At 66.9% G+C, this 21,547-nt stretch carries 22 protein-coding genes; 11 read left to right on the plus strand and 11 right to left on the minus strand.

The window, feature by feature from the left end:
- Nucleotides 1–12: 12 nt before the first annotated feature.
- The gene (gene uvrC, locus BWQ93_RS06305; protein WP_077029768.1) at nt 13–1,947 is read right to left on the minus strand and encodes an excinuclease ABC subunit UvrC; all 1,935 of its coding nucleotides are present in this window, start codon (nt 1,945–1,947) and stop codon (nt 13–15) included.
- A 72-nt stretch (nt 1,948–2,019) separates the two neighbouring features.
- On the opposite strand from uvrC, the gene BWQ93_RS06310 reads away from it, so the two are divergent.
- Both BWQ93_RS06310 and BWQ93_RS06315 read left to right on the plus strand, forming a co-directional pair.
- Entirely contained in the window at nt 2,020–2,739 is a 720-nt protein-coding gene (locus tag BWQ93_RS06310) for an SDR family oxidoreductase (protein WP_077029769.1), read from the plus strand.
- Nucleotides 2,740–2,752: 13 nt separating this feature from the next.
- The gene (locus BWQ93_RS06315; RefSeq protein ID WP_077029770.1) at nt 2,753–3,394 is read left to right on the plus strand and encodes a glutathione S-transferase family protein; all 642 of its coding nucleotides are present in this window, start codon (nt 2,753–2,755) and stop codon (nt 3,392–3,394) included.
- Here the strand turns inward: BWQ93_RS06315 and BWQ93_RS06320 are convergent.
- The 9 genes from BWQ93_RS06320 to BWQ93_RS06360 all read right to left on the minus strand — a co-directional run bounded on the left by BWQ93_RS06320 (nt 3,391) and on the right by BWQ93_RS06360 (nt 11,608).
- Nucleotides 3,391–3,933: a F0F1 ATP synthase subunit B family protein gene (locus BWQ93_RS06320; RefSeq protein WP_198040486.1), complete on the minus strand. Its 543-nt coding sequence runs from the start codon at nt 3,931–3,933 to the stop codon at nt 3,391–3,393. The genes BWQ93_RS06315 and BWQ93_RS06320 overlap by 4 nt on opposite strands.
- Nucleotides 3,926–4,426, minus strand: a complete 501-nt coding sequence (locus tag BWQ93_RS06325; protein WP_077029771.1) for a F0F1 ATP synthase subunit B family protein — start codon at nt 4,424–4,426, stop codon at nt 3,926–3,928. Before BWQ93_RS06325 ends, BWQ93_RS06320 begins: the two co-directional genes overlap by 8 nt.
- Before the next feature lie 80 nt (nt 4,427–4,506).
- Entirely contained in the window at nt 4,507–4,734 is a 228-nt protein-coding gene (locus BWQ93_RS06330; RefSeq protein WP_058810054.1) for a F0F1 ATP synthase subunit C, read from the minus strand.
- Nucleotides 4,735–4,776: 42 nt separating this feature from the next.
- Nucleotides 4,777–5,562, minus strand: coding sequence for a F0F1 ATP synthase subunit A (locus BWQ93_RS06335; RefSeq protein ID WP_077029772.1), 786 nt, complete (start codon nt 5,560–5,562; stop codon nt 4,777–4,779).
- Nucleotides 5,563–5,630: 68 nt separating this feature from the next.
- Nucleotides 5,631–5,951: an AtpZ/AtpI family protein gene (locus tag BWQ93_RS06340; protein ID WP_077029773.1), complete on the minus strand. Its 321-nt coding sequence runs from the start codon at nt 5,949–5,951 to the stop codon at nt 5,631–5,633.
- A 392-nt stretch (nt 5,952–6,343) separates the two neighbouring features.
- The gene (locus tag BWQ93_RS06345; protein WP_077029774.1) at nt 6,344–7,297 is read right to left on the minus strand and encodes a hypothetical protein; all 954 of its coding nucleotides are present in this window, start codon (nt 7,295–7,297) and stop codon (nt 6,344–6,346) included.
- A gap of 517 nt (nt 7,298–7,814) precedes the next feature.
- Complete coding sequence (locus BWQ93_RS06350; RefSeq protein WP_077032249.1) at nt 7,815–8,213, minus strand: YdbL family protein; 399 nt, start codon at nt 8,211–8,213, stop codon at nt 7,815–7,817.
- Between the two features lie 15 nt (nt 8,214–8,228).
- Entirely contained in the window at nt 8,229–8,396 is a 168-nt protein-coding gene (locus tag BWQ93_RS06355) for a YnbE family lipoprotein (RefSeq protein WP_231736400.1), read from the minus strand.
- A 44-nt stretch (nt 8,397–8,440) separates the two neighbouring features.
- Nucleotides 8,441–11,608 carry a YdbH domain-containing protein gene (locus tag BWQ93_RS06360; protein ID WP_077029775.1) on the minus strand — a complete coding sequence of 1,056 codons (3,168 nt, stop codon included), beginning with the start codon at nt 11,606–11,608 and terminating at the stop codon, nt 8,441–8,443.
- A 156-nt stretch (nt 11,609–11,764) separates the two neighbouring features.
- Between BWQ93_RS06360 and radC the strand changes: the two genes are divergently transcribed.
- On the plus strand, nt 11,765–12,445 hold the full coding sequence (gene radC / locus BWQ93_RS06365; RefSeq protein ID WP_077029776.1) for a RadC family protein: 681 nt from the start codon (nt 11,765–11,767) through the stop codon (nt 12,443–12,445).
- Nucleotides 12,446–12,725: 280 nt separating this feature from the next.
- On the opposite strand, the gene BWQ93_RS06370 is transcribed toward radC, so the two are convergent.
- Nucleotides 12,726–13,283, minus strand: a complete 558-nt coding sequence (locus tag BWQ93_RS06370; RefSeq protein WP_077029777.1) for a hypothetical protein — start codon at nt 13,281–13,283, stop codon at nt 12,726–12,728.
- Nucleotides 13,284–13,478: 195 nt separating this feature from the next.
- Between BWQ93_RS06370 and purB the strand changes: the two genes are divergently transcribed.
- The 8 genes from purB to BWQ93_RS06410 all read left to right on the plus strand — a co-directional run bounded on the left by purB (nt 13,479) and on the right by BWQ93_RS06410 (nt 21,446).
- A complete protein-coding gene (gene purB, locus BWQ93_RS06375) occupies nt 13,479–14,792 on the plus strand; it encodes an adenylosuccinate lyase (RefSeq protein ID WP_077029778.1) in 1,314 nt (437 codons plus the stop codon).
- Nucleotides 14,793–15,024: 232 nt separating this feature from the next.
- Nucleotides 15,025–15,387, plus strand: coding sequence for a LapA family protein (locus BWQ93_RS06380; protein WP_077029779.1), 363 nt, complete (start codon nt 15,025–15,027; stop codon nt 15,385–15,387).
- Nucleotides 15,384–16,058, plus strand: a complete 675-nt coding sequence (gene pyrF, locus BWQ93_RS06385) for an orotidine-5'-phosphate decarboxylase (RefSeq protein WP_077029780.1) — start codon at nt 15,384–15,386, stop codon at nt 16,056–16,058. Before BWQ93_RS06380 ends, pyrF begins: the two co-directional genes overlap by 4 nt.
- A 115-nt stretch (nt 16,059–16,173) precedes the next feature.
- A complete protein-coding gene (locus BWQ93_RS06390; protein ID WP_077029781.1) occupies nt 16,174–16,806 on the plus strand; it encodes a phosphoribosylanthranilate isomerase in 633 nt (210 codons plus the stop codon).
- A 101-nt stretch (nt 16,807–16,907) separates the two neighbouring features.
- Nucleotides 16,908–18,149 carry a tryptophan synthase subunit beta gene (gene trpB / locus BWQ93_RS06395; RefSeq protein ID WP_077032251.1) on the plus strand — a complete coding sequence of 414 codons (1,242 nt, stop codon included), beginning with the start codon at nt 16,908–16,910 and terminating at the stop codon, nt 18,147–18,149.
- Between the two features lie 181 nt (nt 18,150–18,330).
- A complete protein-coding gene (gene trpA, locus BWQ93_RS06400) occupies nt 18,331–19,122 on the plus strand; it encodes a tryptophan synthase subunit alpha (RefSeq protein WP_077029782.1) in 792 nt (263 codons plus the stop codon).
- The gene (gene accD / locus BWQ93_RS06405; RefSeq protein ID WP_077029783.1) at nt 19,119–19,970 is read left to right on the plus strand and encodes an acetyl-CoA carboxylase, carboxyltransferase subunit beta; all 852 of its coding nucleotides are present in this window, start codon (nt 19,119–19,121) and stop codon (nt 19,968–19,970) included. The genes trpA and accD overlap by 4 nt, the downstream gene beginning before the upstream one ends.
- Before the next feature lie 135 nt (nt 19,971–20,105).
- Nucleotides 20,106–21,446, plus strand: a complete 1,341-nt coding sequence (locus BWQ93_RS06410; RefSeq protein ID WP_077029784.1) for a bifunctional folylpolyglutamate synthase/dihydrofolate synthase — start codon at nt 20,106–20,108, stop codon at nt 21,444–21,446.
- The last annotated feature ends 101 nt before the right edge of the window (nt 21,447–21,547 follow it).

The raw sequence follows: 21,547 nt of genomic DNA on the forward strand, positions 1-21,547 counted from the left end.
GTCCCGCTCTCCTCACCGTCCCGCATGGTAGAAATCATGCACCGCCTGCGCCACCGCCGCGCTCACCCCCGGCGCCTTCTGCAAGTCCTCGAGGCTCGCCCCGCGCACCGCGCGCGCGGTGCCGAAATGCATCAGCAGCGCTTTCTTACGCGACGGGCCGATGCCCGGCACCTCGTCGAGCGGCGAGCTTCCCATTGCCTTGGCGCGCTTCTGGCGGTGCGCGCCGATGGCGAAGCGGTGCGCCTCGTCGCGGAGCCGCTGGATGTAGAACAACACGGCGTTGTTCGGCGGCAGCGTGAATTCGCGGCCGTCGGGGTGGTAGAAGGTCTCGCGCCCGGCGTTGCGGTCAGGGCCCTTGGCGACGCCGACGAAGGTCAGGTCGTCGATCCCCAGTTCGGCGAACACGCCGGCGACCGCCGACACCTGCCCCTTGCCGCCGTCGATCAGCACCAGATCGGGCCATTCGCCCTTGGTCCGCTCGGGATCCTCCTCGATCGCGCGGGCGAAGCGACGCTGGAACACCTCCCGCATCATCGCGAAGTCGTCGCCCGGCTGGGTTTCGCTGCGCTTGATGTTGAACTTGCGATAGGCGCCCTTGATCCAGCCGTCGGGTCCAGCGACGACCATTGCGCCGAGCGCGTTGGTGCCCTGGATATGACTGTTGTCGTAGATTTCGATGCGCTGCGGCGGGTTGTCGAGGTCGAACAGGTCGGCGAGTTCGCGACCGAGCTTCGCTTGGCTGCTGCTCTCGGCGAGGCGGCGGTCGAGTTCCTCGCCGGCGTTGCGCACCGCCTGTTCGAGCAGGCGGCGGCGGTTGCCGCGCTGCGGCACGCTGATCTCGATCTTCCGCTCGGCGACCGCACCCAGGGCTTCGGCGAGCAGGGAGCATTCGGCGGGCTCGCGGTCGACGAGGATGGTTTTCGGGGGCGGCACGCCTTCGTAGAATTGCATCAGGAAGCTCGCCATCACTTCTTCTTCGGGCACCCCCGACACATGCGCCGGAAAGAAGCTGCGGTGCCCCCAATTCTGCCCGCCGCGGATGAAGAAGCCCGCGATGCAGAGCTGGCCGCCCTTCGCGGCGAGCGCGAAGACGTCGGCGTCGCCGAGGCCGTCGGCGTGCACCGACTGGCTGCCCTGAATGAAGGTCAGCGACTTCAGCCGGTCGCGCAGCACCGCGGCCTGCTCGTAATCCATCGCCTCGGCGGCCTTGGTCATCGCGGCGCCGAGCCGCTTCTGCACCCCGGTCGAACGGCCTTCGAGAAAGTCCTGCGCATCGCCGACGAGCGCCGCATAATCCTCCTTCGAGATGCGTTCGACGCACGGGGCGCTGCAGCGCTTGATCTGGTAGAGCAGGCACGGCCGCGAGCGGTTGGCGAAGAAGCTGTCGGTGCAGCTCCTGAGCAGGAAGGTCTTTTGCAGCGCGTTGAGCGTGCGTGTCACCGATCCGGCGCTGGCGAAGGGGCCGTAATAGCGGCCCTTGGCGCGGCGCGCGCCGCGGTGCTTCTGGACCCGCGGAAAGTCGTGATCCATCCGGAGCAGGATGAAGGGAAAGCTTTTGTCGTCGCGCAGCAGGACGTTGTACGGCGGGCGGTAGCGCTTGATCAGCTGCGCCTCGAGCAGCAGCGCCTCGGCCTCGCTCGTGGTGGTGACGATCTCCATCGCCCGCGTCTGCGACACCATGCGCTGCAGCCGCTGCGGCAGGCGGGCCACCTGGGTATAGTTGGTAACGCGGTTCTTGAGCGCGCGCGCCTTGCCCACATACAGCACGTCGCCGCGGGCATCGAGCATGCGGTAGACGCCGGGGCGCGTCGGGAGCTTCTTGACGACGTTGCGGATCGCCTCTGCACCGCGTTCGAGATCGGGCTTGTCGCCCTCCTCGCCGCTGCCGCGGACTACGTAAGTCGCTTTCTCTTCGTTGAATCGTTCGGGGGCGTTCGGGCGGACCATGATTTTGCATGTAGGCGAGGACGATGTCAGCCGCCATAGTGCGGCGGGTAAAACCACCATGGGAGGGGTCGCATGGATATTCGTGGCAAGACGGCACTGGTTACCGGCGGCAGCGACGGGATCGGCCGGGAGATTGCGCTGCAACTGCAGGGGCTGGGCGCCGATGTGATCGTCACCGGGCGCTCGCCGGAGAAATTGCAGGCGATGGCTGCACTGGGGTTCGGGACGATCGTCGGCGATCTGTCGGGACCCGCTGGGATCGACGCGGTGGTCGAGGGCGTCGCGGGCAAGCCGCTGGCGCTGCTGGTCAACAATGCTGGGGTCGGCAGCGATTATGAGCTGGACGATGTGTCTTCGCTGGCGAGTGCGGCGGCATGCATCGACACCAATTTTTGTGCGCCGATCGCCGTGATCACCCGGTTGCTACCGCAGCTCAAGGCCCAAGGCGATGCAATGATCGTCAACGTCACCTCGGGGCTGGCGATCGCGCCGCGGGCCGGGGGGCCGATCTATTGCGCCACGAAGGCGGCGCTGCGCAGCTACACCCAGGCTATCCGCTACCAGCTGAAGGACAGCGGGGTGAAGGTGATGGAGGCGCTGCCGCCGCTGGTGGCGACAAACATGACCGCGGGGCGCGGCGGCAAGATGATGAGCGCGGCCGACTGCGCCGCGGAAATCGTCGCCGGGATCAAGGCGAACCGCGCCGAGGTGGCGGTCGGGCAGACCAAGATCTTGCGGCTGGTCCACAGCATCTCGCCGGCGCTCGCCCGGCGGATCATGATCAAATATTGAGGGAAAGCCGAGGATGATCATCGTTTACGGCGAGGGCCGCGGGTTCCGGGTGCTGTGGCTGATGGAGGAGATGGGGCTGGCCTACCGGATGCGGCCGGTCGATCTGCTGGGCGGGATCGAGAAGGACACCGAGTTTCTGGCGGTCAATCCCGCCGGGTTCATTCCGGCAATCGTCGACGGCGAGACGGTGATGGTCGAGTCGATCGCCATCCTGCAGTATTTGCTCGCCCGACATGGGCCGGGCCCTTTGGCACTGGGGCCGGAGGACCCGCATTTTCCGGCCTATCTGCAATTCCTGCATATGGGCGAAGCGGGACTGGCGGGGCCGGTCAATGCGATCGTCGCGACCGATATCCTGGCGCCGGAGGACGACAAGGCGAACTGGACCGTGGGCTGGGCCCGGAGCATTTTCGAGAGCCGGCTGGGCCTCGTCAGCCGCCAGTTGGCGAAGACGCCTTATGTCGCCGGGGACAGCTTCACCGCGGCCGATATTTCGGTGACCTATGCGCTGCAATTTGCGCAGCGGACGATCGGTTATGCGCTCGGCGAGACCGAACTCGCCTATATCGCCCGGACCACCAGCCGCCCGGCCTATGGTCGCGCGATGGACGCTTGTCCGGCGACCAAGGCCTGGGTGGCGAGCCTAAACCTTTAGCCTTTCGCGACGCCGGCGATCGCCTGATCGACGAGCGCCTTGTCGGCAGCCGCGTCGTGCTTGTCGGCGATCAGCCGCGCGGCGGCCTCGGTCGCGGCCTTGGCGGCGGCGGCGCGGACTTCGCTGAGTGCAGTGGCTTCGGCTGCGGCGATACGGTCCTCGGCCATCTGCTTGCGGCGCGCGATCAGCGCGGTGGCGTCGGCCTTGGCCTTGGCGACGAGCGCCTCGGCCTCGGCATCGGCGCGGGCGCGCATCTCGTCGGCTTCCTTCGCCGCGTCGGCGAGCTTCGCCTCATATTCGGCCTTCAGCGATTCGGCATCGAGCCGCAGCGCTTCGGCTTCCTTGAGCTGCTTCGAAATCTCGGCAATCTTGTTGTCGAGCATGCCGGTGATGGCCGCCGGCACCTTCTTCCAGATCAGGATGCCGATGAAGACGAGCATCGCGAGCGACACATAGACGGTCGCGTCCATGCCGAACGCCTTGGGCGTGGCGTGCGCTTCGCCGGCGGCTTCCGCCATGAGGATCACGAAATTAGCCATGGAGCACCGCCTTCACCGCCGATTTGGCGTCCGCTGCCGCGACCTTCACGCCCGACAGCTTGGCGACCAGCTCGCTGGCGGCTTCGGCCGCGACCGATTCGATCTCCGCCATCGCCGACGAGCGCGCCGCCGAAACATCGGCTTCGGCCGCAGCCAGCTTTTCGCCGAGCTCGGCATCGACCTTGGCGAGGCGCTTTTCGGCGTCCTTCGCGGCCTTGTCCTTGGCGTCGGCGACCGCCTTTTGCGCAGCGGCGCGGCTGGCGTCGCCCTGCTGGCGATAGCTTTCGTCGAGCGTATCGGCGGCGGCATGCGCCGCCTTCGCCGCCGCCAGATCGTCGGCAACCTTGCGGTCGCGCGCGTCCACCGTCGCTTCGATCTTGGGCAGCATGCCGCGGCCGATCACGACATAAATGCCGGCGAACACGACCAGCAGCCAGAAGAGCTGCGAGGCAAGATACCAATTGTCAGCGGTGAGCTGGGCTATCTGGGGCATGGAAGGCGGACCTTGAAAACTTGGAAAACCTGCAGCGAAGCCGATCCCGCCGGGACCGGCCTCGCCAAATCATCGTCGGATCAGACGACGAAGAGCAGGATCATCGCAACGACGAACGCCAGCAGGCCGAGAAGTTCGGCTGCGGCGAAGCCGATGAACAGGCGGCCCTGCTGGCCGTCGGCGGCGGCGGGGTTGCGCAGCGCGCTTTCGAGGAAGCTGCCGAACACATTACCCACGCCGATGGCGGCCATGCCGGCACCGATGGCGGCGAGACCTGCACCGATCAGCTTTGCTGCTTCTGCTTCCATTGTCATAACTCCTTGGTGGTATCGTTTGAAAATAAACGGAACTTAGTGAAGATTGACCGCGTCGTTGATGTACAGCGAGGTCAACAGGGCGAAAACATAGGCCTGGATGCCGGCGACGAGCAGCTCGAGCGCGCTGATGCCGATCATCAGGGTGAAGCTGAGCAGCGACACGACCGAGCCGATGATGGCGTTCTCGGCATTGAAGCCGTTGATTACGAAGCCCGACAGCACTTTCAGGAGCACGTGACCCGCGGTCATCGCGACGAAGAGCCGCAGCCCGAGGCTGAACGGACGGATCATGAACGAGATGAACTCGATCACCGCGATGAAGGGGATCATCGGCAGCGGCGTGCCGTGCGGCACGAAGAGCGAGAAGAAGTGGAGTCCGTGGCGCCAGAAGCCGACGACGAGCACGATCGAGAAGGAAAGCAGCGCGAGCACGCCGGTGATCGCGATGTGGCTGGTCACGGTGAAGGGATGGAGCCCCAGCACGCCCAGCGGCAACATGCCGAGCAGGTTGCAGAAGAGGATGAACATGAAGAGCGAGAAGACATAGGGCGTATATTTGCGGCCTTCGGTGCCGATATTCGCCATCATCATGTTCGAGATGAAGCCGGTGAAGCCCTCGACCGCAGCCTGCCAGCGGCCGGGGACGAGCTGGCGGCGCATGCCGCCCCACATGAAGAGACCGAGGACGACCGCCGCGATCACCATCCACAGCGCGCTGTTGGTGAACAACACTTCGTGCCCGCCGAGGTTGAAACCGCCGCCGAGCGGGGTCACCTCGAACTGGTGCATCGGGTCGATCTTGCCGGATTCCGCCGCCACTCTTCACTCCACGCGCATTGCGGGGCGGCGCATCGGGCCGTCCCGCGAAGAATATCGTTACTGCCCAGCTATTTGCGGGGCGGTGTTGTCAGGCGAATGATGTTCCGGAACGCCACGACGATCCCCAGGAACAGCATCACCAACAGACCCCAGGGCGACGTGCCGGCGAACCGATCGATCAGCCAGCCGAACAGCCCGCCACCGATCAATCCGCCCAGCAGTTCGGCCAGAACGCGGTTGCCGAGCCGGTAATTGGCGTCGGATTCCGGTCCGGCGTTCACCGCGGTCCGTTTCGCCTCTGCGGCTTCGGCCCGGTCCAATCGCTCTTCGAGCGAGACCAGGCGCGAATCCTCCGAGCCAAGTTCCGGATCGCTGCCGTTCCCCGTCATTCTCGCCATCCTCCTGAAACAGAGTGGGATTTCCCCGATTCTGCCTGCGAAAAAAGGCCCGAAAAATCGGGGGACCCCTAAGGCGCGGTCCGTTTAGGAATGACGCCCCATTAAGTCAATGCTTGTGCGCGGGTGCACAAAAATGGGGGTGTTTGTCCTTTTGATGTGGGTGCGCGATCGGGGCGATGGTTTTGGGGTCGGGAGCGGACGTGATAATCCTCGCTGCGGCGAAGCCGTGGGGAGGGGGACCGCCCGCAGGGTGGTGGTGGAGGGGCCGACGCCTTAAACGTCGGTTCGAGGCCGCGGCCCCTCCACCATGCTTCGCATGGTCCCCCCTCCCCATCGCTTCGCGACAGGGAGGATCATCACGGCCGCTCGCGCCCGGTCGAACCTCACTCCTTTTGCGTCTTTGCGGCTTTGCGCGAAACCTCTTCCTCCCCGGCCGCCACGTCGTTCGCGGGCTCGGGAAAGCCGAAGAAGGCGCGGCGGGCGATCTCGCCGGCCTCGCGAAACGGCGCGATTTCGGCATTGCGGACGTCTTCATACGCCTCCACCTCGTCGGGATCGAGGGTGCGTTCGTAGTCGGGGTCGCCGAACTGGCCCTCTTCGTCGCCGAAGAAATTGTCGGCGGGCGGGAAATTGGTGCGCAGCTCGTTCTTCTCCTCGTCGTGCCAGACGGTCATCGCCTCGGCCTCTTCCTCGGGGGTCGCGGGCGGCGGCGGCGCGATATCGGAATCGGCGGAAAACCGCGGAACTTCATTCGCGATCGGGGTGTCGCGCCACAGGCTCGCGAGCGGGTTCGCACGGTTGTCGCGGCCCGCGAGCCAAAGCGCGAAAGCGGCGGACCGGCCTTCGGCGCCTTCGCCCTCGGGATTTATGTCGAAGAGCGTCAGGAAACCGGGCCAATCGCCGGCGACGATCTGCACAAGCATCTCCTCGCCGGCCTCCGCGCGGGTCTCGACCATGCGATCGAGCCGCGCGAGCATCGCGAGGCCGAGGCGCGGGTCGCTGCGCTGGCGGCGGACGAAGCTCTTTCCCTCCTCGCGCATGATGGTGCTCATTTCATCATAGCCCCAGATCGCGCGGTCGAGCAGTTCGTCGGCGAGCCGCTGGCGCGCGAGCAGGATCGCGGCGCCCCAGCCGATACGAAAGGCCGCGCCCTCGGGCCGCTGGCGCAGCTGGTACGCAGCGCCAGGCGACATATGGATGTGCATGCAGGCGATCTTGACCGAGCCGGTCTCGGCCAGATGTTCGAGAAACTGCCGCTGCAACGCGGGGGTCCAGTGGTAGCTGCCAGGCGCGGGTAACTCGGCGGGGTTGGGGACCGGATTGTCGAGGCTTTCCATCGAGTCGTTCCTTTTGGTAAGGCGAAACTGACATAATGAACCATATAGGTACATTTTAGGAAAGAGGCTTTTTGGGCGGGGTGGGCCTATTTGTCGGGCGGGGGTTTTTAGGGCGCGGGGTGTCCGGATTTTTCGCGCAGAGGCGCAGAGGACGCAGAGATGTAGCGCCATCGCCTCTGCGGTCTCTGCGCCTCTCCGCGCATTCCACTGGGGGTTTGGCGGGTATCGGACGGGAGCGGCGTCCAGATCCTCCCCACGCGAAGCGATGGGGAGGTGGCAGCCCGAAGGGCTGACGGAGGGGTCTACGCCGTCAGACGTCAGTGCAAGGCCAGACCCCTCCACCACCGCTTCGCGGCGGTCCCCCTCCCCATGGCTGCGCCAAGGGGAGGATCTTTAGGTCCGCTCCCCACCCCAAAGCCGACAGCGCCCCCTGCCCCCTCGCCCAATAAAAATGCCGCCGCGTTTAGGGGCGCGGCGGCATGGGGTGCCCGGGGGCACCTTGCGTTTCAATGTAGCCTTACGGGCAGCGCGAGTCGCGAACCGGCGGGCTGGCGTCGCGGGTTTTCCAGCTGCGGTCGGGGGCCATATATTTCTCGCCCGGCCGGGTCTTGGCGATCAGGTTGCAGCCGGTGACGAAGGCGAATTGCTCGACCGTGCTGCCCGCAGGGGCGCCGCTGGTGTAAGCGGCCTTGCGCTTGATGTTGATGTCGTCGACGATCGCGCGCACCGCGGGCGTCGGGCTGGAGGCATAGCCGAGATAGCCGTCGGGCTGTTCGCCGACCTGGCCCGCGGCACGGGCGGCCTCATAAGCGGGGTCGCGCTGCGCCATCGCCGAAGGCACCATCAGCGCCACGGCGGCGGTCGCGGCAACGGCGGCCATCGCAAGTCCGGTGGGTTTCCAAATCTTGGTCATCATCTCATTCATTCCCTGTCAGAATATCGAGCTATTCTGTTCGATCAGCTTCTTGGCGTCGCCATCAAGCCTGTACACGATTTCCTGCTTGATGTTGATGTTGAGGTTGATCTCGATCGGTTTGTCGGGGGTTTCGATCTGAACGCAGCCCGCAAGGCCCGCGACCGCGATCGTCAATCCCGCCAAGCGACCGCCGATGGCCAGCCTCCTCGCTAATCTTTCTTGTCTCTTCATTGCACGGGCTCGCTTGCTGGAGGCTGAACGGTGGGTTGGTTGTTCGCGGCGGCGGCCTCGGCATCCTGCTGGGCCTGGATCAGCGCGCCGAGATTCTGTTCGATATAGACGGTTGGATCATAAAGCCCCTTCGCCGAGGTGATCAACTGGCGGAAGGGCGCCTGGATCTTGACGTTGAAGACGAAGGGCAGCTTGGCGACCTGGCGGGTGATGAAATTCTGCGTCGCGCCCTCGCCCTGGCCGATTCCCCCGAAGCGGATGTCGGTGACCATCTCGCCGTCGAGGTCGCCGTTGAGGACGATGGTGAGGTCGTCATATTTGAGGCTGCGGAGCGCGCCGAAGGCAAAATTGGCCATAGCGCCGAGATCGTGGTTCGAGAGCTCGCCGACATAGGCGAGCGTGCCGCCGCCCGCCCGCGCGTCGATGCGGCCGTTCACGATGCGGCCGCCGAGGCCGCCGAATTCCACGGGCAAAGTGCCGTCGAACTTGCCGGTCGCGTTGATATTGTCGAAGCCGAAATTCTGCAAGAAAATCGCGGCGTCGACCCCGACGAGGTCGAAGGTCAGGCGGCGCGGCTGGTCAGCGTTGAAGTTGAGCGTCGTCGGGTGGAGCTCGAGCCGCCCGCCGGCGAAGGGCCAGCTGCCACCCTGGATACGGACGCGGTTGTCGCCGAGCAGCTGATATTCGATCTCGCCGCCGGTCACGGGGATGCCGGGGTTGACCTCGGCGAGGCTGATTTTCTGGTTCGGCGCGGACTTGAGGCCGATGAGGTCGTCGAAGACGAGCGTCGTCGTCGCGCCGGTGACGGGGCCGAAGGCGGCGGCGAGGTTGCTGTTCGCGGTGGCGAAGGTGCCGCGGCTGGTGACGCCGGCGGGCGACCAGTCGATGCGGCCGTCGCCGACGACCGAGCCTTGGACATTGGCGACGATGCCGAGCGCGAGACGGGTGAGCTGGTCGGGCTGGAAATTATCGTTGAAGCGGAGCTCGGGGATTTTGAGGTCGGCGTGGCCGGTGCCGGTTGCGAGCGTATGACGGATCACGGTGTCGAGGACGTGGGTGCCGGTGGTGCGTTCGGCGAAGGCGGCGGTGGCGTCGATGACGCCGTCCTTGAAGCGGAGATTGGCGGCGTTGGCGATGAGGGGGGCGAAGCGGGCTTCGGGCTCGGCATCGGTGAGCAGGAGCGAACCGTCGAGGCCGAGGGTGCCGCCCGCGAAGGTCCATTTGCCGCCGATTTCGCTCATGTTCAGCGGGACCGCGCCGATCTTGCCCGCGGCGCCGGTGAGGTCGCCGGCCATGCCCTGGGCGGTGGCGCGGCCGGTTAGGCGCTGGGCGCTGAAGCGGGTGGCGGATTCGCCCTCGCCGAGGCGGACGTCGGCGAGTGCGAGGCTCCAGCGGAGGGTGGCGAGGTCGAGGTCGCCTGCGCCCGAGGCGAAGGCGAAGGGCGACGAACCGCTGGTGCCGCGAAGGCCAATGCGCGGGATGCGGATCTGGCCCTTGAGGCCGCCTGCCCCCGCGGCGAGCAGCAGCTGGCCCGCGCGGCTGCAGAGGTCGAGCGACGGCGCGGCGAGGCGGAAGCCGCTGATCGTGAGGCGATCGGCGGCGACGCGGCTGCACCCGCCCGCGAGGGTGAGCGTGCCGGTCGCGGAGAGCGCGCCGTCCAAGGGGATGCGCAGGCGTTCGACGCGGCCGTCGGCTATCGGCCCGCTGAGCTCGGCGGTGGTGGCGAAGCGCATCGCGCCGCCCTGCCCGCCCGAGAAGCGCACCGGGAGCAAGGCGAGCCGCGCACCACCGGCTTCATAGGGCTCGAGCCGCGCGAGGCCCGAGAGCGTGCCGTCGGCGCGGCGGTCGAGGGTGAGCGTGCCTTCGGGGAGCCCGCCGCCGCCGAAGGCCCAGCCGCCCTGGATGGTGAAAGCGGGCGCCGCGGCGGCATAAAGATACGCGATGCGGCTGTCGCTGTTGCCGGTGAGGCGCGCGCCGCTTTCGGCGACGAGGTCGGGGGCGATGAGCTCGATGCGCGCGGTATCGCCCTCGCCCGCGAGCGCAAAATCGGCCTTGCCGCCGACGTCGGCGAGCATCGCGGCGACGGCGGTTGAGGCTTTGCCGGCGAGCGGACCGATGGGGGTGCCGTCGAGGTTTTTGGCGCTGGCGGCGATGCTCTGGCGAAGGCGGGTGCTGGCGGCGGCGCGGGCGAAGGTCAGCGTGCCGGCGAGGCTGGGCGCGGCCTTGCCGACTTCGCCCCTGGCGTCGAGGTCGACGCGGCTCGCGGCGAAGTCGGGGCCGGCGAGGCGCAAGGCTTCGCCGTCGAAGGTCAGCGCGGTCTTCGTCGCATTGCCCTTGAAGGTCGCGAGCAAGGCGACGCGCTCGGCGCGCATCGGGCCGGCGGCGAGCGCGGTGAGCGCGGCGTCGGCCTTGCCGTCCCAGCTGGTGAGGTCCTCGCCGAGCACGACGTCGAGCGCGACCTGCGGCGATGTGGCGGTGACGCCGCCGTCGGCGCAGGCAAGCGAACGGCCGCGGAGCGGGCCGACCAGGCGAGGCTTGAGGCTGCTGATGGTAACCGGGCCGTAGAAGCTGAGGTCGCTGCCGGTGCAGCCCGCGGCGGCGACGCGCGGGGCGACGAGCGCGAGCGTGCCGGCGAAATTGCGTTGGAGATGGCCGCGGCCGCTGAGCGCCGCGCCGATATCGCCCCACGGCGTCTCAACGCGCGCGCGGGCGTCGGTGAGTGTCGCCGACAGGTCGGGCAGCGCGAAGGGATCGGTGCTGGTCGGATCGCGGAACTTGTCGAGCGCGCCGAGCGAGAGGCGCCCGTCCTGAAAGCGCCCGTAGAGGCGCACGCCGTCGGCGGTGATCGACGAGACATAGGGCCCGCCCCAGCCGTAGCCGAGCGCGATTTCGACGGTGCGCGCGGTGAGATCGGGGCGTTTGGGGTCGCCGATCACGACGTTCGAGATGCGTTCGGTGCGAAAACCGATCTGGTCGATCGTGTAGGTCGCGGGGACGCCGAGCTCGTCGAGCTTCTCGCGCACGAATTCATCGGCGATCGGCTCGCGCGCCAGCCAGAGGACGCCTACGAGCACGACGAGCGAGCCCGCGGTCAGCCAGCGCTTCTTGACGCGGCGGCGGCGGCGCGGCGCTGGCTGGATATCGCTGTCGGCGGCGTCAGTCATCGCGCGGTCGTTCGTTCCTTATGCGCCCCGACGGGTTCGCCCTGTGCTGCGAGATAACGCCGAAATGGCGCAATTGGCTCCGAAAGACAGGACGTTGCCATCGCCTCGAATCCTTATGGCCGTTGAGTGCGCCCCACAAGCTGCTATTCGGGCTGCATGGGGGATGAACCGGATCACAAGGGGCATCGCGCGCGGTTGCGCGCCCGGCTGCTCGACAGCGGCGGCGAAGCGCTCGCCGACTATGAGCTGGTTGAATATCTGCTCGCGCTGGCGATCCCGCGGCGCGACACCAAGCCGCTGGCGAAGGCGCTGCTGAAGGAGTTCGGGTCGCTAGCGAAACTGCTGGCCGCCGATCCCGATGCGCTGCGCCGCGTCGAAGGGCTGAGCGAAGGCGCGATCGCGGCGCTGAAGATCGTGCAGGCGGCGAATCTGCGCATGCTGAAGGGTGAGCTCGCCGACCGTCCTTTGCTGTCGAGCTGGGACGCGCTGCTCGATTATCTGCGCGTCGACATGGGGTCGCAGGACATCGAGCGCGTGCGCGTGCTCTACCTCAATGCGCGCAACATGCTGATCCGCGACGAACTGGCGAGCGAGGGGTCGATCGACCAGTCGGCGATCTATGTGCGCGAAGTGGTGAAGCGCGCGCTCGAGCTCGGCGCGTCGGCGATCATCCTGGTCCACAACCACCCGAGCGGCAGCCCCGAACCGAGCCGCCAGGACATCGCGATCACCCGCGAGATCGCCGCGGCGGCGGGCAAGCTGGGGATCGTGCTGCATGACCACATCGTGGTCGGCGGGAGCGACTATCGCAGTATGCGCGGGATGGGGCTGTTGTAGGTTGGGGCAGTTTTGGGGTGGTTAGCGGACGTTCTTAATCCTCCCTGCGGCGAAGCCGTGGGGGGGGGGACCGCCCGCAGGGTGGTGGAGGGGCGGAGGCCTTGAGCGTCGGTTCAAGGCCGCCGCCCCTCCACTATGCTTCGCATTGTCCCCCTCCCCATCGCTTCGCGACAGGGAGGATTATTGGCGTCGCGTTTCGCCTAACTCCGTCGATCCCCTCCCCCATACGCGATGAAGCCGCCGGATTTCTCCGACGGCTTCACCACCCAGTCAGGGGCGCTTACGCGCCTTTCGACAGGAAAGCGGTCAGCTCTTCCTTGCTGACGGTGCCGTTCTTGTCGGCATCGGCAGCGCCATAGGCCTGGCCAATCCACGTCTTCACCTCGGCCGATTCGACGTCGACCGTCGGTTCGCTCGCCGAACGGAGCTTCTTCATCCAAGTGCCGAATTCGACCTCGCTGAGTTCGGCGCTCGAGTCAGCATCGTAGGTCGGGAACTCAGTGTTCACGATCTGCGCGACCTGCGTCGGCGTGGCGGCGGTGCCGCTGGGCGCGGCCTGCTGCGCCGTCGTGGCTTCACCAGCCGGGGGAGCGGGCTCGGCAGCGGCCGGCGGGGTCGTCGCAGCGTCGGGCGCGGGGGCCGGGGTCGGCTGCGCCGCGTCGGGCATCGGGGCTGGAGCCGGCTGTGCGGCGTCGGGCGCCGGAGTCGGCTGCGTATTCTCTGCCGCCGGTTCCGACGGCTGGCTCGCCGGCGGGGTCGTGGTGTCGACGGGCTGGTTCTGCGCCAGCGCGGGGAAACTGATGGCGGCAGCGCCGATCAAAAGCATGGTCTTCAACATGGTAGTTCTCCTGTTGTCACAGCGACGCTTCGCCTTGCGCGCCGCTTACCTGAAGGGGCATGGGAACAACTTTGGTCGAAATATGAAAGTTGCATATCTGTCGCGATTGGCGGCGCGGCTCGTCCCTGCTAGGGCGCGGCCCGTCGCGTAATCGCGCCGATTCCGCGACAGATTACACTTAGAGGAAGGAAAACCATGGTTCCGCGTTACGCCCGGCCCGAGATGACCGCGATCTGGGCGGCCGAGAACCGCTTCCGCATCTGGTTCGAGATCGAAGCCCATGCGACCGACGCGCTCGCCGAACTGGGCGTGGTGCCCAAGGATGCGGCGAAAGCGCTGTGGGACTGGTGGGCGACGGAGCCCGTCATCGACGTCGCGGCGATCGACGCGATCGAGGCGGTAACGAAGCACGACGTCATCGCCTTCCTGACCTGGGTCGCCGAGAATGTCGGCGAGCAGGCGCGCTTCATGCACCAGGGGATGACGTCGAGCGATGTGCTCGACACCTGCCTGGCGGTGCAGCTGACGCAGGCGGCGGATATCTTGCTCGCCGACCTCGACGCATTGCTCGCGGCGATCAGGAAGCGCGCGTACGAGCACAAGCTGACCCCGACGATCGGGCGCAGCCATGGCATCCATGCCGAGCCGGTGACCTTCGGGCTCAAGATGGCCGAAGCCTACGCCGAATTCGACCGCTGCAAGGCGCGGCTGGTCGCGGCGCGCGCCGATATCGCGACCTGCGCGATTTCGGGCGCGGTCGGGACCTTCGCCAATATCGACCCGCGCGTCGAGGAACATGTCGCGGCGAAGCTGGGCCTGGCGGTCGAGCCGGTGTCGACGCAGGTGATCCCGCGCGACCGGCACGCGATGTTCTTTGCGACTTTGGGCGTGATCGCGAGCTCGATCGAGCGGCTCGCGGTGGAAGTGCGCCATCTGCAGCGCACCGAGGTGCTGGAGGCCGAGGAATATTTCTCGCCGGGGCAGAAGGGCTCGTCGGCGATGCCGCACAAGCGCAATCCAGTGCTGACCGAGAATCTGACCGGGCTTGCGCGCATGGTGCGCAGCGCCGCGATCCCGGCGATGGAGAATGTCGCTTTGTGGCACGAGCGCGACATCAGCCACTCGTCGGTCGAGCGCTTCATCGGGCCCGACGCAACGATCACGCTCGACTTCGCGCTGGCGCGGCTGACCGGGGTGGTCGACAAATTGCTCGTCTACCCCGAGCGGATGCAGAAGAATCTCGACCGCATGGGCGGGCTGGTGCACTCGCAGCGCGTGCTGCTGGCGCTGACACAGGCCGGCGCTAGCCGCGAGGAAAGCTATGGGCTGGTCCAGCGCAACGCGATGAAGGTGTGGGAGAGCGACGGGACTTTGTCGCTGCTCGAACTGCTGAAGGGCGATGCCGAGGTGACGGCGCGGCTATCGGCCGAGGAGCTGACGGCGCTGTTCGACCTGGAATATCATCTGAAGCATGTCGACACGATTTTTGCGCGGGTGTTTGGGGAATAGAGGAAAGATCCTCCCTGTGGCGAAGCCATGGGGAGGTGGTAGCGCGCAGCGCTGACGGAGGGGCGATGACGACAGGCGTCGGTGCAAGGCCAGACCCCTCCACCACCGCTTCGCGGCGGTCCCCCTCCCCAACGCTTCGCGATGGGGAGGATCAAAAGCCCCGCTCCCACTGGAATCGCGCGCCGAACTCGCCTAGGCTCCGGCCAAGTCGCCAACAACGGGAGCAAGCCGCGTGGGAATTGTTCGGACGGTCATCTGGGTGCTGCTCACCGCGGTGCTGGTCATCTTTGCGATGGCGAACTGGATTCCGATCACCGTCACCATCTGGCCGGGGTCGGTGCTCGATACCAAGCTGCCGGTGCTGATCCTCGCCGCCTTCCTGATCGGCAGCGTGCCCTTGTGGATCGCGCTGCGCGCCGCGCGCTGGTCGCTGAAGCGTCGGCTCGACCATAGCGAGCGCCAGCTCGCCGATCTGCGCGCGATGGCGAACCGGTCGGCCGAGACGCCCCCGGTCGCGGCGCTCGAGCCCGCACCTGCGCCGGTGAACGACGTTCCCTCCGCCCCGACCGATCTCTTCAAGACGGAAAAGCCATGACCTCGCCGCTCTATCTCGCCATCGACACCACGCATCTGGATGCCGCGCTGACGCTGGTCCAGAAGGTGCGCCGCCATGTCGGCGGGCTGAAGCTGGGGCTCGAATTCTTCTGCGCCAACGGGCATCACGGGGTGCACGAGATGGCGAAGTTCGGGCTGCCGATCTTCCTCGACCTGAAGCTGCACGACATTCCGAACACCGTCGCGAAGGCGATCCAGGCGCTGCGCCCCCTCGAGCCCGCGATCCTGACCGTGCACGCCGCGGGCGGGCGCGCGATGCTGGAGGAAGCGAAGGCGGCGGCGGGCACGCATACCAAGGTGATCGCGGTGACGGTGCTGACCAGCCTCGACGCGCCGGATCTGGAAGATATCGGCGTCGGTGGCAGCCCGCACGACCAGGTCGTCCGCCTTGCCGCGCTGGCGCGCGAATCGGGCTGCGACGGGATCGTGTGTTCGGGGCAGGAAGTGAAGGCGGCGCGCAAGGCATGGCCCGGCGGCTTCTTCGTCGTCCCCGGGGTCCGCCCCGCGAACGGCAAGGTCGGCGACCAGAAGCGCGTCGTCACGCCCGCGCAGGCGATGGGCGACGGCGCGTCGATCCTGGTCGTCGGGCGGCCGATCAGCCAGTCGGCCGACCCCGACCTAGCGGCGCGCGAGATCGAGGCGACGCTTTAGGCTTCCCACCCCCTCTTCCCGTTGGTGTCGAGCGCAGTCGAGACACGTCGAGGCAGGGCGTTCCCAAGCGTGTCTCGACTTCGCTCGACACGAACGGATGCTGGATAGTTTGCATATGCCCCCTCTCGTCAAAATCTGCGGCCTCAAGACCAAGGCCGAAATCGACGCCGCGATCGCGCATGGCGCGACGCATATCGGGCTCAACCATTATGCGCCGAGCCCGCGCTATGTCGACCTGAACACCGCCGCGGAACTCCGGAAATATGCGGGCGAGCGGGTCAAGGTCGCGCTGCTGCTGGTCAATGCCGGGCCCGAGGTCACCGGTGCGGCGTGGAGCGCGGTGCGGCCCGACATCATCCAGTTCCACGGCAATGAGACGCCCGAGTGGATCAATGCGGTCAAGGCGAACACGAAGACCGAGGCGTGGAAGGCGGTCGGCCTCAAGGACGCGGGGACGCTGACGCGCTCGCTGCAATATGAGGGCGTCGTCGACCGGCTGCTCTACGACGCACCGGCGCAGGCGATGCCGGGGGGCACGGGCACGCGCTTCGACTGGTCGCTGCTGGTCGGGCACCGGCATCGCATCGACTGGGGTATCGCGGGGGGGCTCAACGCGGCGAATGTGTGCGAGGCGATCGCTGCAACGCAGGCGCCACTGGTCGACGTATCGTCGGGGGTCGAAAGCGCGCCCGGCGTCAAGGATGTGGACAAGATCGCGGCTTTCCTTAAAGCGGTTGCCGCATGTTGACGCATTTCGCCTCCGTCGTGCGCATCGGGAAACGATGGCGCTGATCGCTTGAGACCCGGTCTCTTTGCGAGCGCCACATTCTTGAACCGATGGAGACGACCATGACTGCTTCCCAGACCTTGCCCAACAGCCTGCGCACCGGCCCCGACGACCGCGGCCATTTCGGCCAGTTCGGCGGCCGCTATGTCGCCGAGACGCTGATGCCGCTGATCCTCGACCTCGAGCGCGAATATCGCGCCGCGCAGGCCGACCCGGCGTTCAAGGCCGAATTCGACGACCTGCTGAAAAATTATGTGGGGCGCCCGAGCCCGCTGTGGCTGGCGCAGCGGCTGACCGATCATCTGCGCGAGAGCGCCAGCGAAGGCTTCGGGGCGAAGATTTACCTCAAGCGCGAAGACCTGAACCACACCGGCGCGCACAAGATCAACAATTGCATCGGCCAGATCCTGCTCGCGAAGCGGATGGGCAAGACGAAGATTATCGCCGAGACCGGCGCGGGGCAGCATGGCGTCGCGACCGCGACCGTCGCGGCGCTGTTCGGCCTGCCTTGCACGATCTTCATGGGCGCGGTCGACGTCGCGCGGCAGCAGCCCAATGTGTTCCGCATGAAATTGCTGGGCGCCGAGGTGGTCCCGGTCGAGAGCGGTGCGAAGACGCTGAAGGATGCGATGAACGAAGCGCTGCGCCATTGGGTCGCGAACGTCCACGACACCTTCTACATCATCGGCACGGTGGCGGGACCGCACCCCTATCCCGAGCTCGTCCGCGACTTCCAGTCGGTGATCGGCGACGAGGCGAAGGCGCAGATCCTGGAGGCCGAGGGCCGCCTGCCCGATATGCTGATCGCGCCCGTGGGCGGCGGGTCGAACGCGATCGGGCTGTTCCATCCGTTTTTGGACGACGCGGACGTCGAGATCGTGGGCGTGGAAGCCGCGGGCGAAGGGCTGGAAGGCAAGCACGCCGCGAGCCTCGCGGGCGGGCGCCCGGGCATTTTGCATGGCAACAAGACCTATCTGCTGCAGGACGCCGACGGGCAGATCACCGAGGCGCACAGCATTTCGGCGGGGCTCGACTACCCGGGCATCGGGCCCGAGCATAGCTGGCTGCACGATATCGGGCGCGTGCGCTATGAGCCGGTGACCGACGCCGAGGCGCTGGCGAGTTTCCAGAAGCTCACCAAGCTGGAGGGGATCATCCCGGCTCTGGAATCGGCGCATGCGATCGCGGCGGCCGAACGGATCGCGCCGACGCTGGGCAAGGACAAGATCATCATCGTCAATTGCTCGGGGCGCGGGGACAAGGATATCTTTACCGTGGCTGAGGCTTTGGGGGTGAAATTGTGAGCGGATTCGATTGGCGGCAGTTTTGGATCAACCTCGCCTGTATTTACGGCACCTATGCGCTTGTCGCCTTCGCGTTCGCCTGGTTTGGCGATTCATCGGTTCATAACGCTGTCGTCTGGGCTGCGATTTGCTCACCTCTTTTAATAGGTGCCGCGATGGGGTCTTCACGAAAGTCCGCTAAATGACCCGTTTCGCCGCCGCCTTTGCCAAGCCGCGCACCGCGCTCGTCGCCTTTATCACCGCGGGCGACGGCGATACCGACGCGAACCTCGACGCGCTGGTCGCGGGGGGTGCGGATGTGATCGAGCTGGGGATGCCCTTTACCGATCCGATGGCCGATGGGCCCGCGATCCAGCAGGCCAATTTGCGCAGCCTGGCCAAGGGGACGACGACCGCCGATATCTTTGCGATCGCCGCCGCCTTCCGTGCGCGGCATGCCGAGGTGCCGCTGGTGCTGATGGGCTATGCCAATCCGATGACGATCCGGGGCGGCGACTGGTTCGCTGCCGAATGTGCGAAGGCCGGGGTCGATGGGGTGATCTGCGTCGACATTCCCGCCGAGGAGGACCCCGAGTTGGGACCCGCGCTGCGCGCCGCCGAGATTGCGCCGATCCGCCTCGCCACCCCGACGACCGACCCGGCGCGCTTGCCCGCCGTGCTCGATGGCGCGGGCGGCTTCCTTTATTATGTGTCGGTGGCGGGCATCACCGGCCAGCAGCAGGCCGCGCAGGCGAGCATCGACGAAGCGGTCGCCCGCCTAAAGGGTGCGACCAACCTGCCCGTTGCGGTCGGCTTCGGGGTGCGTACCCCCGAGCAGGCGGCGCAGATCGCGAAGGTCGCCGATGGCGTCGTCGTCGGATCGGCCTTCATCGACATCATCGCCGAGCATGGCGACGCGGCCGCGCCGCACGTCGAGGCCTTCACCCGTTCGCTCGCCGATGCTATCCACGGCGCAAAGGAGATCGCCGCATGAGCTGGCTCGAACGCGTCCGCAACGCCCTGCCCTTCGCGGCGAAGCGCGACACTGCCGACAACCTCTGGCACAAGTGCCGCGAATGCCAGCAGATGGTGTTCGTCAAGGAATGGCAGGATAATCTGAACGTCTGTCCGCGCTGCGACCATCATGATCGTATCGGCGCGAGCGAGCGCTTCCTGCAATTGTTCGACGGCGGGCTGCACGAAGTGCTCGCGTCGCCCGCGGCGCCTGAGGATCCGCTGAAGTTCCGCGACACCAAGAAATATGTCGATCGCATCAAGGCGGCGCGCGCCCAGACCGGCGACCGCGACGCGTACCAGAACGCCTTCGGGCGCATCGGGGGGCATCCGGCGGTGATCGGCGTACAGGATTTCGCCTTCATGGGCGGGTCGATGGGCGTCGCGGTCGGCGAGGCCTTTGTCGCCGGGGTCGAGGAAGCGATCCGACGCGGTTGTCCTTATATCGCGATCACCGCAGCGGGCGGCGCGCGCATGCAGGAGGGCACGCTGTCGCTGATGCAGATGCCGCGCGCGACGGTCGCGTTGGCGCGGCTGCGGCGGGCAGGCCTGCCCTATATCGTGCTGCTGACCGACCCGACGACGGGCGGGGTCACCGCGAGCTATGCGATGCTCGGCGATATCCAGATCAGCGAGCCCAAGGCGCTGATCGGCTTTGCCGGGCAGCGCGTGATCGAGAACACGATCCGCGAGAAATTGCCCGAAGGGTTCCAGCGCGCCGAATATCTGCTCGATCATGGGATGATCGATATGGTGGTGCACCGGAAGGAACTGCCCGCGACGCTGGGGCGGCTGATCGGGTATCTGGCGCCCGAGAAGGCGGCTTAGGCCCAAGACGCGCCCTTTATTACCGTTCGTGCTGAGCCTGTCGAAGCACCGTTTTTCTTCCGAAGGTGCGAGAAGGAAGAACGGCCCTTCGACAAGCTCAGGGCGAACGGTGTTTGGATTGGCTGAGCCACCCCTATGCCCGACCACGCTTTTAGCTCCGATCCCGCCGTGCAGGCGCAGCTCGACCGGCTCGCGGCGCTGTCGCCGGGGCGCGATGTGCTGGGGCTCGAGCGGATCGCCGAGCTTTGCGCGCGGCTGGGCAATCCGCAGGACAAACTGCCGCGGACCTTCCATGTCGCGGGGACCAACGGCAAGGGATCGACCTGCGCCTATCTGCGCGCGATCCTCGAGGCGCAGGGGCGGCGGGTGCATAGCTATACCAGCCCGCACCTGGTGCGCTTCAACGAGCGAATCCGGATCGCGGGAACGCTGATCGAAGATAGCGCGCTGGCGGCGTTGCTTGCCGAGGTGCTCGATGTCGCGGAGGGCCTGCAGGCGAGCTTTTTCGAGATCACCACCGCGGCGGCCTTTCTCGCCTTTGCGCGCCATCCGGCGGACGATTGTATCGTCGAGGTCGGGCTCGGCGGGCGGCTCGATGCGACGAATATCATTCCGGCGCCCGCGGTGTGCGGCATCGCCTCGCTCGGGATCGATCATGAAGCGTTCCTGCTCGCGCCCGAAGCCGGGACGCCCGATGATCCGGCGGTGCGTATCGCGTGGGAGAAAGCGGGGATTTTCAAGCCGGGGGCGGCGCTGGCGACCTTGCGCTATCCCGAGCCGCTGATGGACATCACCGGCGAGCGCGCCGCGGCCGTCGGTGGGACGATCTTTGCCGAAGGGCGTGACTGGAGCGTCTCGGCGGCGGACGGCGGCTTCCACTGGACATCGAGCTTCGGGTCGATCGAAACGCTGCTGGCTACCCGGATGCCCGGCGCGCACCAGCAGCGCAACGCGGGGCTGGCGATCGCGATGCTGAATGTCGCGCCGCATCCGCGGCCGGGCGAGGCCGAGGTCGCGGCGGGGGTGGCGGCGGCTTTCTGGCCGGGGCGGATGCAGCGGCTGGGCGACGGGCCGCTGACGCGGTTGCTGCCCGCGGATAGCGCGGTGTGGCTCGACGGCGGGCATAATCCCGACGCGGGGGCGGCGCTGGCGCGCGCGCTGGAAGGCAAGGCGCCGCTGCACATCGTCTGCGGGCTGCTGCGCAACAAGGATGCGATGGGCTTCCTGCGGCCCTTCGCAGATAGAATTGCATCCTTCCAGGCGGTGCCGATCCCGGGGCACGAGCATCATGATCCCAAGGATTTGTGCCATTGGGTGCAGGACGGGCTTGGGATTATCGATGCGCAGCCGTGCGACGATGTCGAAGCGGCGCTATGTCATATCGCGGCGCATCGCCCGCCGGGCGAGGTGCTGATCTGTGGGTCGCTGTATCTGGCGGGGGTGGTGCTGGGGGCGAATGGCGAGGTGCCGGTTTAAGGGCGGTTTTGGGGTGGGGAGCGGACGTAAAGCCCTCTCCCCTTCAGGGGAGAGGATAGCGCAGCTTGCTCCGACAGGAGCTAGCGAAGCTTGGAGAGGCG

It is taken from the genome of Sphingopyxis sp. QXT-31 (genome assembly GCF_001984035.1).
Taxonomy (GTDB): Bacteria; Pseudomonadota; Alphaproteobacteria; order Sphingomonadales; family Sphingomonadaceae; genus Sphingopyxis.

Bases quoted from the DNA above. Each gene is read 5' to 3' on its own strand.
- BWQ93_RS06340 (WP_077029773.1), bottom strand. From the start codon at position 5,951: ATGACGGGGAACGGCAGCGATCCGGAACTTGGCTCGGAGGATTCGCGC.
- BWQ93_RS06330 (WP_058810054.1), bottom strand. From the start codon at position 4,734: ATGGAAGCAGAAGCAGCAAAGCTGATCGGTGCAGGTCTCGCCGCCATC.
- BWQ93_RS06320 (WP_198040486.1), bottom strand. From the start codon at position 3,933: ATGGCTAATTTCGTGATCCTCATGGCGGAAGCCGCCGGCGAAGCGCAC.
- trpA (WP_077029782.1), top strand. From the start codon at position 18,331: ATGACCCGTTTCGCCGCCGCCTTTGCCAAGCCGCGCACCGCGCTCGTC.
- BWQ93_RS06315 (WP_077029770.1), top strand. From the start codon at position 2,753: ATGATCATCGTTTACGGCGAGGGCCGCGGGTTCCGGGTGCTGTGGCTG.
- BWQ93_RS06325 (WP_077029771.1), bottom strand. From the start codon at position 4,426: ATGCCCCAGATAGCCCAGCTCACCGCTGACAATTGGTATCTTGCCTCG.
- BWQ93_RS06370 (WP_077029777.1), bottom strand. From the start codon at position 13,283: ATGTTGAAGACCATGCTTTTGATCGGCGCTGCCGCCATCAGTTTCCCC.
- BWQ93_RS06345 (WP_077029774.1), bottom strand. From the start codon at position 7,297: ATGGAAAGCCTCGACAATCCGGTCCCCAACCCCGCCGAGTTACCCGCG.
- BWQ93_RS06310 (WP_077029769.1), top strand. From the start codon at position 2,020: ATGGATATTCGTGGCAAGACGGCACTGGTTACCGGCGGCAGCGACGGG.
- radC (WP_077029776.1), top strand. From the start codon at position 11,765: ATGGGGGATGAACCGGATCACAAGGGGCATCGCGCGCGGTTGCGCGCC.
- BWQ93_RS06350 (WP_077032249.1), bottom strand. From the start codon at position 8,213: ATGATGACCAAGATTTGGAAACCCACCGGACTTGCGATGGCCGCCGTT.
- purB (WP_077029778.1), top strand. From the start codon at position 13,479: ATGGTTCCGCGTTACGCCCGGCCCGAGATGACCGCGATCTGGGCGGCC.
- BWQ93_RS06390 (WP_077029781.1), top strand. From the start codon at position 16,174: ATGCCCCCTCTCGTCAAAATCTGCGGCCTCAAGACCAAGGCCGAAATC.
- BWQ93_RS06410 (WP_077029784.1), top strand. From the start codon at position 20,106: ATGCCCGACCACGCTTTTAGCTCCGATCCCGCCGTGCAGGCGCAGCTC.
- accD (WP_077029783.1), top strand. From the start codon at position 19,119: ATGAGCTGGCTCGAACGCGTCCGCAACGCCCTGCCCTTCGCGGCGAAG.
- trpB (WP_077032251.1), top strand. From the start codon at position 16,908: ATGACTGCTTCCCAGACCTTGCCCAACAGCCTGCGCACCGGCCCCGAC.
- BWQ93_RS06360 (WP_077029775.1), bottom strand. From the start codon at position 11,608: ATGACTGACGCCGCCGACAGCGATATCCAGCCAGCGCCGCGCCGCCGC.
- pyrF (WP_077029780.1), top strand. From the start codon at position 15,384: ATGACCTCGCCGCTCTATCTCGCCATCGACACCACGCATCTGGATGCC.
- uvrC (WP_077029768.1), bottom strand. From the start codon at position 1,947: ATGGTCCGCCCGAACGCCCCCGAACGATTCAACGAAGAGAAAGCGACT.